This is a genomic window from Vibrio sp. LaRot3 (genome assembly GCF_027587025.1).
Taxonomy (GTDB): Bacteria; Pseudomonadota; Gammaproteobacteria; order Enterobacterales; family Vibrionaceae; genus Vibrio.
Genome location: NZ_JAPPTI010000001.1, coordinates 706,180 through 728,316, shown reverse-complemented (window position 1 = coordinate 728,316; position 22,137 = coordinate 706,180). Strand labels below are relative to the sequence as shown.

Below are 22,137 nucleotides of genomic sequence, written 5' to 3'. Positions count from 1 at the left end.
ACCTATCGGGCGTCTGGATGGCTAAACTATCTCTCTTAGCGCCAAGATGAACAATGTCCAATTATTCAACTTGTTTATTAGAAAAATTCATAGTCACCATTCTTAACCTTGAGAAAAATAAAATAGACTTATGGACGTCTAGATGTTTACTTTTCTTAATGACAAAGGTAAGTTAGAAATATTCATGGAATGAAATACTGGATTAAAGGGATTGATGATAGAACTCAAGCATCTAAGAACACTCATCTCTTTGCGCGAAACGGGCTCATTAACCGCAACCGCAACCGCGCTGCATCTCACCCAATCAGCTCTGTCTCATCAAATTAAAGATTTAGAAGCACGTATCGGTGGTCAGCTATTTTTACGTAAAACACGACCGGTAAAATTCACCTCTGAGGGTGAAATTCTACTGCGCCTTGCTGACGATGTGTTACCTCGTTTGGCGAGAGCGGAAAATGAACTGGCAAGTTTAAAAGAAGATGTGAATGGCCGATTACATATGGCGATTGAATGCCACTCTTGCTTCCAATGGCTCATGCCCGCACTCAAGGAATATCAGGTGACATGGCCAAGCGTCACTTTAGATTTCTCATCAGGCTTTGGCTTTGAGCCTTTACCTGCTCTACTCAATGGCGAACTGGATTTGGTGATCACATCCGACATTCAACCAAGATCGGAAGTTCATTATGAGCCGTTGTTTGATTTTGAAATGCGCCTTATAACCTCAATCAATCACCCGTTGGCTGAGCTGAAACAGGTATCACCTGAACATTTAGCCGATCAAACAATGATTTCTTACCCCGTGCAAAAACAACGTTTGGATGTGGTGAAACACTTTCTACAACCTGCCGGGGTAGAACCTGCGAAATGGAAGCAATGCGATAACACATTAATGTTGGTACAAATGGTATCCGCTGGGTTAGGCGTCGCCGCATTACCAAACTGGGCAATCAGCGAGTTTTCTCGCCAAGGGTTAATAACCAGCATTCCGCTCGGGGATGGCTTACAACGCAGGCTGTTTGCCGCAACGCGCAATTCAGAAAAGGATAAACGCTACCTTCAGGCATTCTTTTCTACCGCTAAACAACAGTGTAAAGCCCATTTAGAAGGCATAAAGCTCGCCTAAGAGTAATTTGAAAAACGAAACCAACAAAAAAGGCGCTTAAAGCGCCTTTTCTCTTTCATCGTTCGTATGATTTAAATTGATTGGTGAGCGGGTCATATTGATAACCGAGTACGTCCAGTTTACCCACTACATTCTCAACATCCATCTCATACATGCTAACTAGCTCATCAAAGCTATCGCATTCTAGTCGTAGTTTTTCGTTAACGATACCTAAAAGAATAATGCTATCTAGGCTTCGGACATTGCTCAGATCCATAGCTCCACTCCTACTCTACCGACTTATCTTTAGCCTAGACCTAATTTGCCAAAATTGAAGTGAAGCGGATCTAAATTTTACAGCACTTGCGTAATGAAACCCGACGCGAGCAGCATAACCAAGCTCACGATCAGTTGGGCTTTCGCCACCGTTTTTTGCGTAAAGATGTGCCAGCACCAAACAACAACACCACTAATCAATAGTGCCAATCCAAACAAAATCGGCTGAGTAAGTTGGCTCAGTTGTTCTTCGCTTAAACCATATGCTTTGAACAGAACCGTCAAACTCATCAGCATGGCTGATACAACACCCGCAGCAGGTAGGATTTTATGGAAAGCTTGCAGGCGAGTACGAGCAACCGTCAGCAACACATGTGCAAACGACGCACCTAATAGTAAAACCTCGATAAATATCGCCATGCCCGCAGACCAAGAAGCCGCCTCACCAATCATTATGCCGACATAAGCAAGAGCAAGACCGTTAGCCAAATACATCACCCACAACGGGCCTGAATCACGAGTCTTTTTGGTTTGAACTTGGGTATAGAAATAACCCAACGCGAACACAACCATGATTGCTTGAATTTTCAACGATGCTACTGCTAACCACAAAATAGCAAGTACAGGTAATAGTTTATGTATGCGTCCTCTTTGTCCCGGACAAATATCCCCTTTGACTAACACTAGGGTTAAAACTAACTGCGCACCTAAAAGCATGGGTGCAAACATTGCTAACAATTGCTGAACCATGTGTGAATTACTCACTAAAATAATAATAGGTGCGGATTCTAACAAACCTGCGATTTTTCGCTATATGACAATGAGCTTCTGGTACACAGTTTAGAAGGTAAACAAGCGCAAAATTCGTTACCAAACGGCTATAGATACTCGTATCACAAGTCGCTATAATTCGCGCTCACTGGAATTAAGAGCAATATATGTACAACAATATCACGCCAATTCACGAGCATAAGAAATATTGGGCGGAGTGCTTTGGCACTGCACCATTTTTACCGACCAGCCGTAAAGAGATGGATGCCCTCGGATGGGATAGCTGCGACATCATCATCGTCACCGGTGATGCGTATGTCGATCACCCAAGCTTTGGCATGGCCATTATTGGTCGCTTGCTTGAAGCGCAAGGCTTTCGCGTCGGCATTATTGCTCAGCCAGAGTGGAACAATAAAGATGCCTTTATGGCATTAGGTAAACCAAACCTGTTTTTTGGTATTACCGCAGGCAACATGGACTCAATGATCAACCGCTACACTGCGGACAGAAAGTTACGCCATGACGATGCCTACACACCAAATAACGAAGGTGGCAAACGCCCAGATCGCGCAACATTAGTCTATTCACAGCGTTGTCGTGAAGCCTACAAAGGCGTACCAATCGTTTTGGGTGGTATTGAAGCTAGTCTTCGCCGTCTCGCGCACTATGATTACTGGTCGGACAAAGTTCGCCGCTCAGTCCTATTCGATGCCAAAGCAGACATCTTACTATTTGGTAATGCCGAGCGCGCACTCGTTGAAGTGGCTCACCGCCTAGCTGACGGTGAAGAAATCTCGACCTTAACCAACATTCGCGGTACAGCAGTAAACCTACCTTGTGAGCCAGAAGGCTACACCATCGTAGACTCTTCGCGTATTGAAAAGCCACGTAAAGAAGCTTTTATTCCGCCAAACCCGTATGCGGTTGAAGAGCAGTGCGATACCAAAGCAAAAACAGAAGAACCAGAAGCGAAGCCAATTACGATTCGCCCTTCTCGTCACGATGCAGCAACCACAGCGGTTCGATTACCGCCATTTGAAAAGCTGAACAATGACCGTATTTTGTACGCTCACGCTAGTCGCATCATGCACCTTGAAACCAACCCATATTCTGGTCGTGCATTGATTCAACGTCATGGCGATCGCGAACTTTGGGTAAACCAAGCGCCTATTCCTCTTTCAACAGAAGAGATGGACTACGTATTTGGCTTAACCTATGCCCGTGTTCCTCACCCAAGCTACGGTAAAGCGAAAATCCCTGCTTACGACATGATCAAAACCTCAGTGAACATCATGCGTGGCTGTTTTGGTGGTTGTTCATTCTGCTCAATTACCGAGCACGAAGGTCGAATCATTCAAAACCGTTCTCAAGAATCGATCATTAACGAACTTGAAGAAATCCGCGATAAAGTGCCGGGCTTTACTGGCACAATTTCCGACCTTGGCGGCCCTACGGCAAACATGTATCGCCTAGGTTGTAGCGACCCTAAAGCAGAAGCGAACTGTCGTCGCCCTTCTTGTGTGTTCCCGGGCATCTGTAATAAGCTCAATACCGATCACAAACACACCATCGACCTTTACCGTGAAGCGCGTAAAGTAAAAGGTGTTAAAAAAGTAATGATCGCCTCAGGTGTGCGTTACGACTTAGCGATTGAGTCGCCTGAATATGTCAAAGAGCTGGTAACTCACCACGTGGGCGGCTATTTGAAGATTGCGCCAGAGCATACTGAAAAAGGCCCTCTCGATCTAATGATGAAGCCGGGCATGGGTACTTATGATCGCTTCAAGGAAATGTTTGAGAAATACAGCCAAGAAGCAGGTAAAAAGCAATACCTGATCCCTTACTTTATCTCTGCGCACCCGGGCACTGAAGATGAAGACATGGTTAACCTAGCGCTATGGCTGAAAAAGAACAACTTTGAAACTGACCAAGTTCAAAACTTCTATCCATCGCCAATGTGTAATGCAACCTCTATGTATTACTCAGAGACGAACCCACTTAAGCGCGTTAAATACAAAAAGCGTGAAGAAGTGCCAGTGGCAAAAGGTGATCGTCAACGTCGTCTGCACAAGGCGCTATTGCGTTACCACGATCCAGCCAACTGGCCGATGATTCGTGAAGCGCTGATTAACATGGGTAAGAAGCACTTAATTGGTGATAAGCCGGGCTGTTTAATTCCTGCGGAAGACTCCGATGTGCTAACGCCAGCACAACGCCGTAAGTCTGGCCGCCACGGTTCACAACGCTTTGCCACTAAGCATACTAAAAACCAACCGGGCTTTAGCAAAATGAACGGTAAGCGAGGCGAGAACAACGGCCAACGCAATTCGCCTAAAGGTGGTAACGGCCAAGGTAACCCTAACAACCGCAATGGCGGCAAACCTAACTCTGGTGGCCAAAATCGTGGTAAAGGTAATCCACAAGGCGGGTCACAAAACCAAAATAACAACCAGAGCGGTTACCAAGGCAAAAACGGCGGAAGCACTAGTAATCGCCGTGGAACAACCGGAAATAATACCGGTAACGCGCAAGGTAAACGCAAACAGAGACAACGCTAATAATTCAGCGAATACTAAAGAGGCTGACCATATGGTCAGCCTCTTTCATTTCTATCAACTCATTGCGTAGTGCAACGATATCCGATTGAACTTAAGCGTTTTTCTCTTCAAACTCACGCATAAACTCAACCAAGGCTTGTACACCTTCTAATGGCACGGCATTGTAGATTGATGCACGCATACCACCTACAGCGCGGTGACCTTTTAATGATACTAAACCACGTTCTGCAGCTTGTTCCAAGAACAGACCATCTAGCTCAGGTTTCGCCAATTGGAATGGCACGTTCATACGTGAACGGTTTTGAGGGTGTACATTGTTGCGGTAGAAGTCTGAACCATCTACGTAGTTGTAAATCAATGCCGCTTTTTCACGGTTGATTTGCTCCATTGCCGCGACACCGCCCTGCGCTTTTAGCCATTTGAACACTAAGCCAGAGAGATACCAAGCAAACGTTGGTGGCGTGTTAAACATCGAGTCTTTTTCTGCCAAGACTTTGTAGTTAATAAAGCTTGGTACAACTTGGCTCGCAAGATCTAACAGATCGTCACGAACGATAGCGATGCAAAGACCCGCAGGGCCAATATTCTTTTGCGCACCTGCGTAAATCACGCCGTACTTGCTGACATCAATTTGACGAGAAAGAATATTGGAGGACATATCTGCAACGATCGGCAAATCGGTTTCAGGCAGTTCAGAAATTTCTACACCATCAATGGTTTCATTCGGGCAAAAGTGAACATACGCAGAATCAGCGGCGGCTTTCCACTCGCTAGTTGGTTTTACTGCAACTTTGCCATCAATGGTTGTTTTCGCATCGAAAACATCCACTTCACAATATTTTTGCGCTTCATCGATGGCGCTTTCTGCCCAGTAACCTGCATCAACGTAGGTCGCTTTCTTTTTGTCACCAAGAAGGTTTAAAGGCACCGCTGCAAACTGCGCTCGCGCACCACCTTGGCAAAATAGAACTTTGTAGTTATCTGGAATATTGAGCAAATCACGTAAGTCTTGCTCAGCTTGCTCGGCCACTTGGATAAACTCTTTACTGCGATGGCTGATTTCCATTACAGACGTACCCAAGTTGTTCCAGTTAATGAATTCCGACTGGGCTTGCTCCATTACCGCTTTCGGTAAAGCCGCGGGGCCGGCACTAAAGTTAAAAACGTCACTCACAGTTTCTTTCCTTGCTGGTACTTTATATAAGCTTCCATTAATACCACTTTTTTCAAGAGTTAAAAACAACAAAAGAGGTCTTAAGACCTCTTTTGGTTCGCTAATGCTTTTTATTAATAACTTTTCAGCTTATAGACCAAGCATCAAAGGTAATATCATGTCTTGCAAAGCAATTTTTTGGCCGCTTTCAAATTGTAGTTGACCATCTTTAAGCTCTGCTTTTAGCTGATAGCCTTTACCGACTTGCGAGACAAATTCCATCACAACACCTTCATCAACCGCTTGCCCAAAACTTGGGTTGTCCGCAACGAATTGATCAGAAACAAACGTGTCTACATGACCAGTAAGCTTAGGTAGTACGATCATTGGGTTCATCGAGTAACCATTTTCAAACTCTGGCAGCTCAATCTTCCAATTCGAAGAGAAAGTCCCCTCACCCATCTGCATGGTTAATTTGTTCAGCTCAACGTAAAAACCACGATTCATCATTGAATCGAGGGCATCCATAAACTGACGTTCACCTTCAACAGTACCTACAGGTGCGTTTTCATACGCAAGCATCAACTTTTCAAAACCCGTCGCATCAAGCTGACCAAAGGTCATATCAGCCGAAAATTTATCCATTTTATCGGTACCCATGATCACGTCATTTGCACTGATGGCATGGTTGCTATCTACACGTTGATTCTGCTCATCGTATTGCGCCGAGTAGAGGTATTGGCCTTGATTTATTTCAAACTCTTTGCCATTTTCCGGCGTCACAATGTTCATGTTTTCAATCAGCACAGACTGATCACCAATCCAGAAGCCCTTCTGCTTCTTACCGTTACCTTTCGCTGTTAAGCCGGTAATCATCCACTTTTCAGAAGTAGCGGAATCGCCCTGAATCGATGGAATGTTAAGCTCAAAATCAACTTCACCCAATACCGTTACATGACCTGTCAGTGTCGAAGGTGCGAACGAGAACATGCCCGCAGGCTCAGCCGACAACTCCGCTGCCCAGCTATCCAGTTTGAAAGCAAAATCGGTGTTACCGTTAAGCTGAGTATCCGTGTGTAGTGTCAGCTCAGGCCATGCCTCTGAAGATGAGTCCGCACTTAAGCTCAGTAAGCCATGTTTTACTTCGCTGGTGACTAGGATTTCGGTAGGAATATTGTCAGCTGCAAACATTTCTGCGGTGAACTCATCTTTAACCACATATCGAGTCACTACGGTTGAACTTAGGTAACCACGATCGTAGCTCACGATTTCAGCCTCAACGGCATCACTATTAAGCTGAGCCATACCGTCGTTAATTACGTTGTAGCCAATCTGACCAACCGCTAAAGGCCAACACAGCGCCAATGAAATTGCGCCGCCAATAGCGCCATATTTTTTAAGTTGTTGCATGATTTATTGTCTATGTTTTATTAAATATCAACTTACAGTCTACACGAAAAAACCTTGAGTTAAATCAGAGTATTGGTCAAATAAAGTGCCAGGCGATATTTCTATTAACTAGCTCTCAGCATATTTGCGACAAACTTGCTACCGTGTCTATATAAGCATCTTATCTGTTTGGAGTTTCAGTTAAGTGAACCAATATGCCGTACTATGTGTAGACAATAACCCTGTAAGCGTAGAACAGCTACGCCAAGAGCTCAGCTCCTTTTCATCACGCTTTGATATTCACAGCGCCGACACCATGGAAGATGCTCATGCTGCGCTGCAATACTGTCTCGATAATAGCCAGCCTGTCGCTTTGGTTATCGCCAGCCATCATGAAAGTTTTGATGGCGCAGATTTACTGATTCAACTCGACAAATCACCTCTTACTCAGACCGCGCGTAAGATTCTCATCAGTTGTGGCCAAGATATTCAAGCTATTCTTGCTGCGGTCAATGAAGGGCGGCTCGATCACTGTCTCACTAAACCTTTACAAGACAACTTAGTATTCAAAACCGTCAAGAAAGAGCTGACGACCTTTGTCATCGAACACGATAAAGAAAACCTGCTTCACTATAGCCAAGTGCTTGACCAACAAAGATTGCTGCGTAGCCATATTGATTTGAAGATGCAGTCCTACCAAGAGGGCTTTATCTCAGAACATCACCGCATGTCAGATGCTCAACTAGCGGAGCAAGTGATCGACAGTCTATTAAATTTCTTCTCTAACGAAGATGACACGCGAGCAGTCAGACGTTATTCGAGCGACCATTTACTGACCGTTGAAGGTGAAGAAAACCGCTTTCTTTGGTTCATTACCAGCGGTGAAGTCGCGCTATACAAAAAAGACGACCTTGGGATGCAGCGTGAAGTTGTTCGCCACAGTAAAGGTAATTTAGTTGGCGGAATGTCGTTTGTAACCGGCGAGCTATCCTTCTCCACCGCCATAACTTTGACAGATACAGAAGTCATTAAACTTGACCGTGCAGTATTCACCAAAGTGATGCATTCCAACACGGCGTTACTTCCTCTTTTCACCAACTTATTGTTACGCCATTTCAACCGAAGATTACAACGCAGTATCAACACCAAGCTTGAGCTACAAAAAACCCTCGAATCACTTGAAACCGCACATCAACAGCTCATTGAACGAGAAAAGATGGCCATGCTCGGTCAATTGGTCGCAGGGGTGGCTCACGAACTTAACAACCCAATTGCGGCAATACTGCGCGGCACTGAAACCTTAACGGACAATATTCACCGCTTAGTGGCAGACAGCAGCCGCAATGTGGTTGAGCAAGGCAACCAAATATTGACTCGCGCCTTAGCATCACGCCCTGAGTCCACCGCAGATGAACGCCAAAAATCCAAACAGCTCGAACTCCAAGTTGCCAATCGTCGTATCGCAAAAAAGATGGTGCGTTTAGGTTTAGAGCAAGACCAACAATGGATAGCTAAGGCGAAAGCCAATACCGATGCCGCAATGGCAGAGCTAAACGAGCTCGAAAACTTTCATCTAGCAGGATCAACTCTGCGCTCTATCAATGTTTGCGCTCAGCGCATTGCCGATATGGTGAAAAGCTTAAAGGGTTATGCTCGACCTGATGATGAAAAGTATCACTATGTCGATATTCATGAAGGCATCGAAGATACTTTGGTGATTTTTGAAAACAAACTCAAACGTCACCAAGTAGAAAAGAGCTACGCCCCCCTGCCCGAGATAAAATGTTTGCCAATTGCGCTGCAACAGGTTTGGACAAATTTGGTTTCGAATGCCATCGATGCCTTCCCTGAGCAAGGCTTGCTTACTGTCACCACCAGCATGGCAAACAAACAAGGCCAAACTTGGGCAGTCATTGCCTTTAAAGATAATGGTTGCGGCATATCACAAGAGCTTATAGAACAAGTATTTACCCTTAACTTCACTACCAAGAAGGAAGGAAATTTCGGCTTAGGTATCGGTTTGTCAGTATGCCAACAGATCATTCAACAACATGGTGGCACTATTGAAGTGGAGTCAGAACTCGGTCACTTCACTCAAATGTCAGTTTGGCTACCGATTGAAACCCCACCCTACAACAGCGAGGAAAACAACCAATGAACAAATACCTCATACTATGTGTCGACGACGAGCGAGAAGTATTAGATAGCGTCATTCAAGATCTCGACTGTTTTGAAGAGCACTTCTTATTAGAAGCGGCTGAATCTGTTTCTGAGGCAAAAGAGATCATTCAAGAGGCGGCATCGGAAGGCACACATTTGGCGCTTATCTTATGTGACCACATTATGCCCGAGCAAACTGGAATTAGTTATCTTATTGAATTAAATGAAGATAAAGAAACCAAAACGGCAAGAAAGCTACTATTGACTGGCCAAGCAGGCTTAGAAGATACCGTTGAAGCGGTTAACCACGCGAGCCTTGATTTTTATTTGGCCAAACCATGGCACGGCGATGAAATTCGCCAAATCGTCAAAGACCAATTGACTCAATATATGATCGCCAACGAACCAGACTTAATGCGCTGGGCTTCAGTGCTTGATACTGAAAAAGTATTTAATGCGTTGGCCGAGAATCGCATCAACTTTGGTGAATAATCGATTAAATAAGGAAGTTACATAGCTCAATATGGCATGGTGTTTGCTTAATTTTAGTTATTCCGACAAAACAATGACATTGTGCCGACAAATAGGTTATCAAAACGTTTAGGATAGCCGCTGCTTTAATGGCAAGATGTCGCCGAATAAAATTAGATAAAAGATAGGTTAATCTCCTTATGCGTAAATCAATCTTAGCTGCAGCGCTAGTGCTGGTATCTGGTCAAGCTTTGGCTCAAACTGACCCAAATAGCCCATCGGTAATGAGCAACTTTAGCTACGATTACATCGAGGCTCGTATTGGTGCTAGCCCAGGTACTTTCGGTGCTGGCATGAACAAATCGATCCACCCAAATGCACACGCAATTGGCCGTATCGACTCTGAATTCTCTGGTGACTTCGATGCTGCTGCGGGTGTGGGCTTCCACGCTCCTATCAACAACTGGGCAGACCTAACCGGTGAAGTACTGTTCCGCATCGGTGATAACGGTACAACTGGCACTGAATCAGGTATGGAACTGAACGTAGGTGTTCGCCAGTGGTTAGGCCCACAACTTGAAGTTGGCGGCAAAGCAGGTTACGTATCATTAGATAATAACGAAGATTGGGTTGGCTCAGCATACGCTCGCTTCCACGCAACAGAGCTATTTTCTCTAGGTGCTGAAGCGCGTTTGAACGACTTCTACGACGATCAAGTGATGTTCACTACTCGTTTTAAGTTCTAAACTTAAACACTAGACATGAAAAAACCGACCTTGAGGTCGGTTTTTTATTGCTTCTTATCAACCAAATACTCGGAGCTATTCGAGCCCCATCTGTTCAGCAATCGCTTTGATCTGTTCTAGATCCATTTGATGTACTCGAATCATCTGATTGATTTGGCTAATACGCGAGTTCGCGTCATCCTGTTTATCACACGAATCAGACTTCGCATCCCATGATGTGCCATCCAAATAAGCATCACACTGCTTCTTCAATGTCACTAACTTAGGTTCTAGCTCTTCACGTTCTTTTAGTAAGGAATCCAGCTCTTGTTTTACTTTCAACTCACGTTGAAACAACTCACGCGAGCGCTCTAGTAAAGTCACCTGCATGTCCGCTTGATGATTTAACTGATTATTTTGCTTATCCGCATCGGCGATACGTTGCTTTTGCTGATCGATCTGTTCTTCTAAAGAGATATTCACTTTTTCTAATTCAGCCACTTGCGACTGCATCGCCGCTAATTGCTGTTCGAAATCTTGTTGCTGCTTTGTCATTGCCAACTTAAGTTTGTTAGCCACTTCATCATCAACTTTCGCGACCTTCTGTTCAACTTTCACCACCAACTGTTTTTTATCTTGTTCAAGCGTTTGAACTTGTTTCTCTAGCTGTAGGTAAGTCTGTTGCCATTTATTAGCCGTCATTGATGAGCCAATAAGCCCGCCCAAAGCCAAACCGAGAGCACCCGCAATAGCAATATAGGCATAGGTGCGTTTATCACGCTGCTCAATCACTACTACATCTTCATTGTCATCGTGCTCATTATGTGTGTTCACGTTATCGCTCCTACTGACTTAGCGCATCAACTCAGTTACCACCAAACTAGCGGTATATAATAAAAAACCCGACACCAGAGTAACCACAACCCATTTTTGAACCTTTTCGTTGGTACGATAACGAAAAATTACAAACGCTAATGCAATAAGAAATACGATCGCAATCAGTCTTGTCATAGCCACTCCTTAGATGCCAGCACGCATAACCTTGGCGTGATTTCATTATTTTATACCATTAATCAAGGCGAAATGGTCAGAGCCAAGTCGTTTTCTTGTTGTAAATTTAGATCGCAGACCCACCAAACGGATAAGTTGGACAAATAGCATACTGTTGTCACTCAGACATCGCATTATATTTGGGGAATGGCTAAAATTGAGGTATAAACAGCTAACCCTTTTCTTTGAGGCAAACTAATGAAACCATTTAAACAAGAAAACAAAAAACGTCGTATCCTGAAAAAACTATTTCTAGGCGAATTCGCGATGCTAGGCTTTGATGTTAGCTGTAAGACAAACATCCAAGATTTCGATCGTTATGATGTGTTTGTTGATGAGTTCATCGACTACATCGATAGCCTAAGCCTATGTTTTGGCGGTGGCGGCCTTGAGTTGTTTGAAGGTTTTATCTGTGCAAACAAACGCTACCAAGACGTAACAGAAGAGCAAAAAGCACAAGTTGCTGCTTGGTTAGAAGCTCGTGAAGAAGTAAGCGCTGTGGAAACCAGCGAATTAGTAGACGCAAACTACTTCTAAGGTCGGCGCATCGTACGCATGCTTACTGACTGTTACCTTCCTATTGAACGGCGCTCATTGAGCGCCGTTTTTTTATACTTATTTATCGACATCAGATTTAGTCTCAAAAATCTGTTGAAATCATCAAAAATAGTGATAAAGTTCCCTCATCAATAGCCACCAGTGCTATTGACTAACATTCATTCGCTAACCCGAATGATTGTTCCGTTGAAGACTGCAGGAGAGTGGTTATTAACCAAATATTAACATTTGGTTAGACTAACCTACCGAAGAAGTAAATCTTTCAGGTGCTGCCATAGGTAGCAGGGACTGTAGTTGGAGGAACCTCTGGAGAGAACCGTACTACTTAGTTGTAGAAATCGGTCGCCGAAGGAGCAAGCTCAGCGCAAGCAGAGTGAAACTCTCAGGCAAAAGGACAGAGGAGTGGAAAGTTACATCCAGCGATCTGGCCTTGCCTTATTTGCTCATATTTGATGATCTTGCTGTCTCATGCGGCTTTATCTCGCCTTTCACTCTTCTCCTTAAAAAAGTTTTATCACTTAAGGGGAAACCATGGATAACCTTCAATCTTTACTAAAGACCATAGACAATTTTGTCTGGGGTCCACCATTACTTATTTTACTCGTTGGCACGGGTATCTATTTTACTTTTCGTTTAGGTCTACTTCAGTTTAGATACCTGCCTCGCGCGCTAAAAATGGTGTTTAGCAAAGAGGATTCAAACAAACAAGGCGATGTTTCAAGTTTCGCCGCACTATGTACAGCACTTTCAGCCACTATCGGCACGGGTAATATCGTTGGTGTTGCCACAGCAATCAAACTTGGCGGCCCTGGTGCTCTTTTTTGGATGTGGCTAGCTGCCCTATTCGGCATGGCAACCAAATATGCTGAGTGTTTACTGGCCGTAAAATATCGCCGCGTTGACGACAAAGGTGAGATGGTCGGCGGCCCGATGTACTACCTGCAATATGGCGTGGGCTCGAAAGCATTGGCAATAATGTTTGCCATCTTTGCCTTAGGTGTGGCGTGTTTTGGTATTGGCACTTTCCCTCAAGTCAATGCCATCCTTGACGCTAGTGAGATTTCATTCGGTGTATCACGTGAAATTTCAGCCAGTATTCTCACGTTATTAGTGGCGTTCGTGACCTTAGGCGGCATTCAATCTATTGCAAAAGTGGCAGGTAAAGTTGTACCAACTATGGCGCTATTCTATGTTTTGGCCTGCCTGAGCGTCATCATCATGAATGCCGATAAACTGCTGGATGCGGTAGAGTTAGTGATTGTGTCTGCTTTCACCTCTTCAGCTGCAACAGGCAGCTTCTTAGGCGCAAGCATCATGCTGGCAATCCAATCAGGTATTGCTCGCGGCGTATTCTCTAATGAATCTGGCCTTGGTAGCGCACCGATGGCAGCAGCAGCAGCCAAAACAGATTCATGTGTAAAGCAAGGCCTCATTTCAATGACAGGTACTTTCTTTGACACCATCATCATTTGTACCATGACGGGTCTAGCTCTCATCTTAACGGGCGCTTGGCAAAGTGACTTTGCTGGTGCAGCTATGACCACACACGCGTTCGCGGTGGGCCTTAATGCAGAAACCTTTGGCCCTATGTTGATCTCAATTGGCCTAATGTTCTTTGCGTTTACGACGATTCTAGGTTGGAACTACTACGGTGAGCGTTGCGTGGTATTTTTGCTCGGCACTAAAGCGGTGTTGCCATACAAAATCATTTTTGTCGCGCTAGTCGCTTCGGGTGCTTTCTTACACTTAGATATGATTTGGATTATTGCCGACATAGTTAATGGTTTGATGGCTATCCCTAACCTAATTGGTTTAATTGCCCTACGCCAAGTTGTGGTTGAAGAAACTAAATTGTTCTTTGCTAGTTCTTCCAACTCAAATGGCATCAACGCCGTTAACGCTTAATCAAAAAACGCGGCTAATCAGCCGCGTTTTTTAATGTTTATCAAAGACTACTCTTCAATCAGCAATTTCACGCCCAATGCCACCAGCACGGCACCTGTGGTCGCTTCCATTCTGCGCATAAACGTTGAGCTTTGTAACAGCCCCTTCGCTTTGTCTAAAGCGCCCGCTAAACCACACTGCCAAATCATCGCAATCACAAAGTGAATGGCCGCCATTAATAATGATGGCATGAATGCAGAGCCATTTGGATCAATAAACTGTGGCAGAAATGCTAAGTAAAATACCGCGGTTTTTGGGTTTAAAACATTCGATAAAAACCCTTCTCTTACTGAACGTTTCAAGTCAATTCCGCTGGATGCCATAGCGATATCCATCCCATCAGCTTGCCCTCGATATAAAGAGACCAAGCAACTTGCGCCCAACCAAATCAAATACGCGGCACCGACCATTTTCACCAATGAAAACAACTCAGCCGACTGGGCTAAGATGGCGGAAATGCCGACCGCAGAAAAAGTGGCATGCACAAACAAGCCAAGGCAAATACCTAAACTGGTCATTGCCCCATCTGCCAATCCACCACGAGAGGAGTTTTTAATGACTAACGCGGTATCTAACCCCGGAGTAAGAGTCAAAATGGTAATCGCGATAAGAAACGCTTCAAAGTTAACAATCATAATTAGACTTCCTTGTTGATGCTTTAATATACACAAGTTGTTCAGTTGTGAAAGCCATTCTTTAGTCGGTATTACATAAAGAAATCAGGGGATATTCCTACATAATACCTCTTACACGCTGCTATTCTCGGTATATTTATCAGATACTTGGATGATAATCATTGCCTTGCTACACTCTAGTCCTGTTTTATATCGCTTTTATTTACTCAGTCAGGGAAAGGCAAACACCATGAGCGCATTCGAAAAACTCGTCGAACATTCAAAAACCATTGATCACTTTAACCACTTAGCGTCTATTTGTGGCTGGGATCAAGCCGCTGTTATGCCATCGGGCGGCAATCAAGCTCGTTCAGAAGCCATGGCGCAGCTTTCAGTACACATTCACTCTCTTCATACTAAGCCAGAGCTTAATGATTGGTTTGCTCAAGCAGAGCAAGAAGCGCTAAGCAGCCAGCAACAATCGGAACTTCGAGAGCTAAAACGACAATGGCAACAGGCGAATTTGCTGCCTGAGAAGCTAGTGCAAGCTAAATCATTAGCTGGTTCTAAATGTGAGCATGCTTGGCGTACTCAACGCGGTGAAAACGATTGGGTTGGCTTTGAGAAAAATTGGGCTGAAGTGGTTGCCCTATCTCGAGAAGAAGCGCAAATACGAGCGGAAGCAAACAACCTAACTCCTTACGATGCCATGCTTGATATCTATGAGCCGGGCACTTCTTCTGCCGCACTAGATACGCTATTTAGTGATGTGAAAAGTTGGCTACCAAGCCTTATTGACCAAGTAATCGATAAGCAAGCAAGCGAACAGTTTGTTCAAGCGCAAGGCCACTACGCGACAGAGCAACAAAAAGCCCTTGGTCTTGATGTCATGAAGCTACTTCAGTTTGATTTTAACCATGGCCGTTTGGATGAAAGTGTTCACCCTTTCTGCGGTGGCGTACCTTCTGATGTGCGTATTACCACTCGTTATGATGAAGCCGAATTTGTACAAAGCCTGATGGGAATCGTACATGAAACCGGCCATGCCCGTTACGAACAAGGTCTGCCGAAAGCGCTTGCTGGTACACCTGCGGGTGAAGCTCGCTCAATGGGGATTCATGAATCTCAATCGCTATTTTTTGAAATGCAAGTTGGCCGTAGCGATGCCTTTATCGAGCATTTATCGCATTTCGCAGGTAAGCATTTCAACCTGCCAGATAGTGAACTGTTTTCACAGCAAAACTTCCAAAAGCTGTACACCCGTGTGAAAAAAGACTTTATCCGCGTTGATGCCGATGAGCTAACCTACCCTGCTCACGTTATCTTGCGTTATGAGATTGAACGAGATCTTATCAACGGCAACATTAAACATACGGATGTTCCTGAGCTGTGGGATAGCAAAATGCAGCAATACCTCGGTCTTTCAACCCAAGGCAACTTTAAAAATGGTTGTATGCAAGACATTCATTGGACGGATGGCGCTTTCGGTTATTTCCCGTCATACACATTAGGTGCAATGTATGCAGCACAGTTTATGGCGTCAATGAAACAAACGGTTGATGTAGACGGTGCAATTCGCTCTGGGGATCTTTCATCTATCTTTACTTGGCTGTCAGACAACATCTGGAGTAAAGGCAGCTTATTAACAACGGATGAGTTGGTAAAAGCTGCGACGGGTGAAACCCTAAACGCGCAATACTTCCAACAGCACCTTACTGCTCGTTACTTATAACGCTTTCCTCTCATTTAGCAGAGCGTGCTCATTGCGTGGCACGCTCTATTTTATAAGTCCTACCCGCATCACGCTTTATCTCTATCTATTGCCTTGGTGAATGCTATAGAACGCTTAATTTGCAACATTAATCAAGTTTTCAGATCTCAGCCCTAAAACATATACTCAACCAGTTGCTATAATGACCTCACTTCGGTTTATAGACGCTGCTGTCATAATTAGTTTCAAAGTAAACAATTACTTGTGCATAAATAAATCCAACAACTTCGTCAGCATTTATCCTAACAACCTAACGGTTATTTATCGTCTCGCCTTTAAACCTTATGTATTTTGGCCCCCGAACACGCAGTGGGCTTACGTTACTTTTGTCACCATTAAACAAGTATTGCGATGCCAAACATTACCCAAACAAACCTTCCTCAGAAAAGATCGAAAGGTAAAATTAAGCTTTCAAAGCGTAAAATCAAACAATTACGGGTACTTAATGGTTATAGCCAAGACTCTTTAGCCACCGCGCTGTATGAAAAAAACTATCAAGTATCTATCGCGACATTAAAACGTGCGGAAACAGGCAAAGAAGTCAGTTTTAGAGTGGCCAGTGAGCTAGCCAATTTCTTCAACACCACCATTGAAGCACTACTGCCAAGTAAGAAAAATCCCCCAATTGAAGCTCAGATTCAGCCGAGCAAAATCCACCTTTTTGCCATTTTGATCACCAACAACGGACAATGCGACCACCTCAGAGAAGACAACAGTCACTACATAGCGCATCATGTCGCCGAGCTGAAAGATAACAACTTAGAAGTTGTCGATATAGTCGGTAACTATATTGTTGGCTTTGGCTATTGTTACCCCGAACCAACTCTTACACCATTAGTTCTCAAAAAAATCTACAACCGGTATATTGGCTCTCACCACTGCTACGATTTAAAAATCGCCTTAACAAGCAGCAAAGTCGATAAATACCTTGCAGAATACGTCTCCGTCAATAACTTCGATTTAAACCAGTTGATTACCATTTTGCAGTCAACCGAACAATGTGGACTGCATATCTGTGACCCCGAAATCATCGCTTACACCAATTTTCATTGCCTTACTCACCCGAATGTAGATTCCGTTAAACCCTATTGGGGATTTAGCCATCATCGAACTTCCGTCATCGATACCTTTGGCAGAGATCAAGAGCTAATTCAATTTCTTAAACAACAATCAGACTACTTGAAAGCACCTCGTGGGCCTTTAATTGTTCAGGTATCTGGAGCAAGTGGCATCGGTAAATCTCACCTATGTGAACTGTTCTTGTCGTCATTAGAGTCAGTTGAAAGTGACCAAATTGTTCGTCTAAGCCCTCTGCCTTTCCCGTTTCAAAAGCGACCAATGATCGCTGAGTTGTTGATACTTGCACTGGACGTAAAAGCGCATTTCGATTTGCAATCGATAATCGAAAATATCAGCGAAACATTGCCATCATTGCCACCAAATCAGATAGACAAACTGCTCGCTTTAATTCGGCAGCCATGGAAGCAGAATGAACAGCGGCCTACACTTCCCATCACCACCGATATGATAAAACTCATCTCAGCGGTCATTCGAGCCAGCAGCCTGCGAGGGCTCTTTATCGACGACATAACCCTGTTCGATCAAGAAAGCATTCAACTCCTTCAGCAATGCCTAACGAATGAGATAGATAACTTCGTTTTTATTTTCAACACCAGTTCTGATGAAGCGTTATTCAAAGGAACGGTGTTGGAAGACCATCCTAAATACTTGCTCACTCCACTCACTCACTACGACTGCCGGTTATTAGCGGAGTACTGGACTCAGCAAAACGCCTCTAAACACTTCGTTGACCAATGTGCTGACATCGCTAAAGGCTACCCTAAATTTTTAAAACAGATGCTACTGAACAAAGAGCCGGTAGTGGAGTTAAATGCAGTATCGCTTACCTTTGTCGACCAACAGTTACAAGCTCTGACCACGCAGCAGCGCTCAATACTAAATACTGCAGTGATTCTTGGTATTAGCTTTTCAAACGACTTAATTGAGACTGTATTCCCTATGGCAGGGCCAGACATCGCCGCCCTTTGCCAATGCGCTTTGCTCGACAAAATCGGTCACCAAGAGTTTAAGTTTACCCACTCTGGGATCTACCAACACATCAAAGACAACATTTCGAAGCCCGATTGGATTGCTAGCAACAAACTGATCATCTCTGTATTAAGTCAATCTCCGAACAAACATGCTGATGGCCTCATTACGCTCGCCATCTGCTACAAAAATCTAGGAGATACTAATCAAGCAGCTCAGTACTATATTCAAGCGGCTAAACTGCTCAAAAATAATGGCCAATTTGATCAGGCTGCAGATTTACTTCATCAAATCGAACATACGCTACCGGGCAATTTAGGCCTCAATCAATCCATTGAGATATTACTGCTACAAGGCTCTATCTGCCGTTCGCAATGTGGTTGGTCATCCCCTCAACAAAAGATCATCAACGAACGTTTGACTATCCTACTCTCAGGCAATTCCCAGCACTCGAGCTTAAACAGCGTGATATTCAATCGTTGGTTAGAAAAGCTAATGGCGTTGGATCTCGTCGACGCTAAAGATACCGCGTTAAGCCTGCATGAAATCAGCCACCGCACCAATGATGATTGCGCTCGCGTTAACTCACTCATAGCTCTATCTAATACCTATTATTGGATAGGACAAATTGAACAGTCTATTGAAGCGGCAAACAATGCGTTACAGCTACACCAAGCCGAGCACCTTGAACGAGACTTAGCAGAGTTTGGCCAAGATCCTCGTGTGGTCGCTTACTTATTCTTAACACTGAGTTACTCCCGACAAGGCCAATTAAGAAAGGCAGAGTCCGCTATAAATAATTTGTATCAGCTTAACCGTCAAACGAACAATATATTAACCGAAGCGATTGCATTTCAAGCTCAGCTCTTCTACTACTTCCACTTAAATCAAATTGAGAAAGTCGAACACAGTGCCAATTGTTTACTTCATCTGGCGAACCGACACAATCTCCCTTTCTTCATCGGTATCGCTAAGCTATTTCTCGGTTGGTCATATGGCCATACAGGAAAAGTAGACAAAGGACTCACCTACATTCGAGACGCATACAATAATTGGCTAGCGAAATCTAGCCACCTTATATGCCATTCACTTTACTACTTATTCTCTGCTCAGCTGCTTTATATTGCAGAGCAATTTCACCCAGCACTGCTAATCGCACAAAAGGGCCAAACCTTTATGCACAAAAAAGGCGAGCTTTGTTATCTAACGGAAATTGACACACTAATTGAAAAAATAACGAGCAACGTCAGGCCGATGTAACCGTACACGGCCAGCCTCTAATCCATCCCAAATAGGACAATAACTATGGAAATCCTCAAGATTGAACACCTCTTTGAAATCGCAAATGGCTCTACATTACTGGCAAGTGGAGGGGGTGGCTCTATAAAAACGGCTTACGGGTTTATTGCAAAAATCGCTCAAGAGCAACAGCAAGGTAATCCGGTCAAACTGGCAAAATTGGATGACTTAAATACCAATGATTACGGCGCAGTAGTCGCAGCAATGGGCTCGCCGAAAAGCTTTGAGCGAATCGGTTTAAAAGGTGCGGAAACACGCGCATTCAGCACATTAGAGAAAAATGTACAACAACAAAACATCGCCGATAAACTCTCTTACACCATTTCAGTGGAAACAGGGTCTAACATCTTTGTTGCGATGCTAGCAGCGCTCAAGCATACACCCGCTATTCAATTAGTAGACGCGGATGGAGCTGGCCGTTCTGTACCAACGTTGAGTTCATTAACCTTTACTCAAGAAGTGCCCGCTACACCGTTCGTTTTAAGGCCCGCACATGAAAACGTACCCGGTGCGCAGTTTGCCAATGGCCTAACACTCAACCTTACCTCAGACAGTAATCCCGTTGAACAAGCGCAAATTACCGAGTTTACTATCCGTCCTATGCTGGCTAACCCAGACTCATTTGACGGTATCGGTGCAATTGCTGGTTGGCCGATGTCAGTGCAACAAGCAAAATCGGCACTAGTACCTAACACCATTTCTTTGTCTCGTGATATTGGCCACAGCCTTGCCACCAACAGTGACAACCAACCACTAGCCGCGCTGCGTCACTATTTAGCGATGCAACATGATATTGCCCTCACGCCACTGTTTGACAATGACCTACCGTGCATTGTCGATAAAGTGAGTGCAAAATCGGAAGGTGGGTTCGACTTTACAGAGCTGAGGTTCAAACAAACCAAAGAGATATTGAATGACCCCAATGCAAAAGAGCAAGAGATGGTGGTCTTAAACCAGAACGAAAACCTCATTGCTTGGAACACTAGCCAGCCAGCGCCTATCGACATGTGCCCAAACCTCATTTGTATGATTGGCAAAATCGACGCGGAGTTAATTGAAGAGATAATTGCACCATTAACAGAAGAAGATAAACAGCTCGCCTACCCTCATTTAAATAGCCTACACGGGTTATCCGTAGAAGATGTGAAAGAGAAACAGCAAGTTTACTTATTCTCACTGCCTCCACACGCCAAACTGAAAACCGAACAAGCGGTACAAAATTTTAATTCTATGCTGCAAAGTTTTGGTTACTTTGGGATCAACACCTGTGTTTAACAAATCAAACTAAATAAGGAAATATCACGATGACACACAAAAGAATCATGGTCATTGTTCCTGTCTCGAACCAAAGCGCTCAATCTTTTATCCCTGGCTTTGAGCAGGAAATCTCTCCTGTCCTCTCCCCGGACTTCTCCGTGGAGTATGTTGCATTAGATGAAGGTGCAACCCCTTTTATTCAAACTCGAACTGCCGAATTGTGGAACTCTCAACAGATACTTACTAAAGCGATTCAAGCGGAAAAAGCAGGGTTCGATGGTATCTTTGTAAACTGCTTTGGTGAGCCTGCAGTAGAATCATTAAAAGAAGCGTTGAGCATTCCCGTAGTAGGCGGCTTTGCCCCTGCAGCGATGAATGCCATGATGGTTGCCAATCGTTTTTCCATTGTTACCGTTGTTGAATCCGTCGTACCCATGCTTTGGGATTTAGCGCGACAACAAGATATCGCCAATCATGTGGCATCTATTCGACATGCTGATCTACCCGTCGATCAGCTACACGATACTGATAAACTCAAACAAAAACTGCTTGAGCAAAGTGCGATTGCAATTGAAGAACAAGGTGCACAAGCGATCATTCTCGGTTGTACAGGTATGCTTGAAGTACATGACTATCTATGCCAAGCACTAAGTCGCAAGTATCAACGTTATATCCCAGTTATTGCCCCTGTTGGTTCCGCTATTGGGATGTTGCAAAACTTGGTGAACAACCAGTTGAAGCCAAGCAGGTTGGCGTATGGAGAACCCACTGAAGTGATGCCTCTGTATCTATAATTGGCCAATACACGCCGCGCAAAGGAGTCATTTTCGGCTCCTTTATTTTTTAGTATTCACCACCTCCCGTGATAGGTATTTATAAAGTTGCCAATAGAATTAACGCGGAGAAGTGAACTTGATACTAACTTGATACCAACTTTGCTGATATTTTCAGTAATACTGCTTGGCATTCTCTTTTGAGCCGAAGTCA

18 protein-coding genes and 1 riboswitch are annotated in these 22,137 nt (G+C 44.2%); of the genes, 11 read left to right on the top strand and 7 right to left on the bottom strand.

All coding sequences use genetic code 11. The features are described from left to right. Positions 1–214 precede the first annotated feature (214 nt). Complete coding sequence (locus OH461_RS03420) at positions 215–1,126, top strand: LysR substrate-binding domain-containing protein (protein WP_270019223.1); 912 nt, start codon at positions 215–217, stop codon at positions 1,124–1,126. Between the two features lie 55 nt (positions 1,127–1,181). On the opposite strand, the gene OH461_RS03415 is transcribed toward OH461_RS03420, so the two are convergent. Together OH461_RS03415 and OH461_RS03410 are read right to left on the bottom strand one after the other, a co-directional pair. Further along, positions 1,182–1,382 carry a DUF4250 domain-containing protein gene (locus tag OH461_RS03415; protein ID WP_260258583.1) on the bottom strand — a complete coding sequence of 67 codons (201 nt, stop codon included), beginning with the start codon at positions 1,380–1,382 and terminating at the stop codon, positions 1,182–1,184. Positions 1,383–1,459: 77 nt separating this feature from the next. Then, positions 1,460–2,131 (bottom strand): hypothetical protein, encoded by a 672-nt coding sequence (locus tag OH461_RS03410; RefSeq protein ID WP_270019222.1) that lies wholly within the window; start codon positions 2,129–2,131, stop codon positions 1,460–1,462. Positions 2,132–2,319: 188 nt separating this feature from the next. On the opposite strand from OH461_RS03410, the gene OH461_RS03405 reads away from it, so the two are divergent. Then, positions 2,320–4,710: a YgiQ family radical SAM protein gene (locus tag OH461_RS03405; RefSeq protein WP_270019221.1), complete on the top strand. Its 2,391-nt coding sequence runs from the start codon at positions 2,320–2,322 to the stop codon at positions 4,708–4,710. 91 nt (positions 4,711–4,801) lie between these two features. Here the strand turns inward: OH461_RS03405 and serC are convergent, their stop codons facing one another. Both serC and OH461_RS03395 read right to left on the bottom strand, forming a co-directional pair. After that, positions 4,802–5,884, bottom strand: a complete 1,083-nt coding sequence (gene serC / locus OH461_RS03400) for a 3-phosphoserine/phosphohydroxythreonine transaminase (protein ID WP_270019220.1) — start codon at positions 5,882–5,884, stop codon at positions 4,802–4,804. Positions 5,885–6,013: 129 nt separating this feature from the next. Further along, positions 6,014–7,273, bottom strand: a complete 1,260-nt coding sequence (locus OH461_RS03395) for a DUF945 family protein (RefSeq protein ID WP_270019219.1) — start codon at positions 7,271–7,273, stop codon at positions 6,014–6,016. A gap of 184 nt (positions 7,274–7,457) precedes the next feature. Here OH461_RS03395 and OH461_RS03390 point away from each other — a divergent pair, with 184 nt between their 5' ends. From OH461_RS03390 to OH461_RS03380, 3 genes are all read left to right on the top strand, one after another. Beyond that, complete coding sequence (locus OH461_RS03390; RefSeq protein ID WP_270019218.1) at positions 7,458–9,410, top strand: ATP-binding protein; 1,953 nt, start codon at positions 7,458–7,460, stop codon at positions 9,408–9,410. Continuing rightward, positions 9,407–9,904, top strand: a complete 498-nt coding sequence (locus OH461_RS03385) for a response regulator (protein WP_270019217.1) — start codon at positions 9,407–9,409, stop codon at positions 9,902–9,904. The genes OH461_RS03390 and OH461_RS03385 overlap by 4 nt, the downstream gene beginning before the upstream one ends. Positions 9,905–10,083: 179 nt before the next feature. Then, positions 10,084–10,629, top strand: coding sequence for a hypothetical protein (locus tag OH461_RS03380; protein WP_270019216.1), 546 nt, complete (start codon positions 10,084–10,086; stop codon positions 10,627–10,629). A 75-nt stretch (positions 10,630–10,704) separates the two neighbouring features. On the opposite strand, the gene OH461_RS03375 is transcribed toward OH461_RS03380, so the two are convergent. Continuing rightward, the gene (locus OH461_RS03375; protein WP_270019215.1) at positions 10,705–11,442 is read right to left on the bottom strand and encodes a chromosome partitioning protein ParA; all 738 of its coding nucleotides are present in this window, start codon (positions 11,440–11,442) and stop codon (positions 10,705–10,707) included. 18 nt (positions 11,443–11,460) lie between these two features. After that, positions 11,461–11,619 (bottom strand): hypothetical protein, encoded by a 159-nt coding sequence (locus tag OH461_RS03370; protein WP_270019214.1) that lies wholly within the window; start codon positions 11,617–11,619, stop codon positions 11,461–11,463. Between the two features lie 237 nt (positions 11,620–11,856). Between OH461_RS03370 and OH461_RS03365 the strand changes: the two genes are divergently transcribed. Beyond that, a complete protein-coding gene (locus tag OH461_RS03365) occupies positions 11,857–12,195 on the top strand; it encodes a 50S ribosome-binding protein YggL (protein WP_270019213.1) in 339 nt (112 codons plus the stop codon). Positions 12,196–12,512: 317 nt separating this feature from the next. Further along, positions 12,513–12,624: riboswitch (glycine riboswitch) on the top strand. 123 nt (positions 12,625–12,747) lie between these two features. Then, positions 12,748–14,121: an alanine/glycine:cation symporter family protein gene (locus tag OH461_RS03360; RefSeq protein WP_270019212.1), complete on the top strand. Its 1,374-nt coding sequence runs from the start codon at positions 12,748–12,750 to the stop codon at positions 14,119–14,121. 47 nt (positions 14,122–14,168) lie between these two features. Here the strand turns inward: OH461_RS03360 and OH461_RS03355 are convergent, their stop codons facing one another. Further along, a complete protein-coding gene (locus OH461_RS03355; RefSeq protein ID WP_270019853.1) occupies positions 14,169–14,798 on the bottom strand; it encodes a LysE family translocator in 630 nt (209 codons plus the stop codon). Between the two features lie 226 nt (positions 14,799–15,024). Here OH461_RS03355 and OH461_RS03350 point away from each other — a divergent pair, with 226 nt between their 5' ends. From OH461_RS03350 to OH461_RS03335, 4 genes are all read left to right on the top strand, one after another. Then, positions 15,025–16,506 carry a carboxypeptidase M32 gene (locus tag OH461_RS03350; protein WP_270019211.1) on the top strand — a complete coding sequence of 494 codons (1,482 nt, stop codon included), beginning with the start codon at positions 15,025–15,027 and terminating at the stop codon, positions 16,504–16,506. Positions 16,507–16,896: 390 nt separating this feature from the next. Further along, on the top strand, positions 16,897–19,854 hold the full coding sequence (locus OH461_RS03345) for an XRE family transcriptional regulator (protein ID WP_270019210.1): 2,958 nt from the start codon (positions 16,897–16,899) through the stop codon (positions 19,852–19,854). A 45-nt stretch (positions 19,855–19,899) separates the two neighbouring features. Then, entirely contained in the window at positions 19,900–21,168 is a 1,269-nt protein-coding gene (locus tag OH461_RS03340) for an S-methyl thiohydantoin desulfurase domain-containing protein (protein ID WP_270019209.1), read from the top strand. Positions 21,169–21,197: 29 nt separating this feature from the next. Beyond that, positions 21,198–21,944: an aspartate/glutamate racemase family protein gene (locus OH461_RS03335; RefSeq protein ID WP_270019208.1), complete on the top strand. Its 747-nt coding sequence runs from the start codon at positions 21,198–21,200 to the stop codon at positions 21,942–21,944. Positions 21,945–22,137 lie beyond the last annotated feature (193 nt).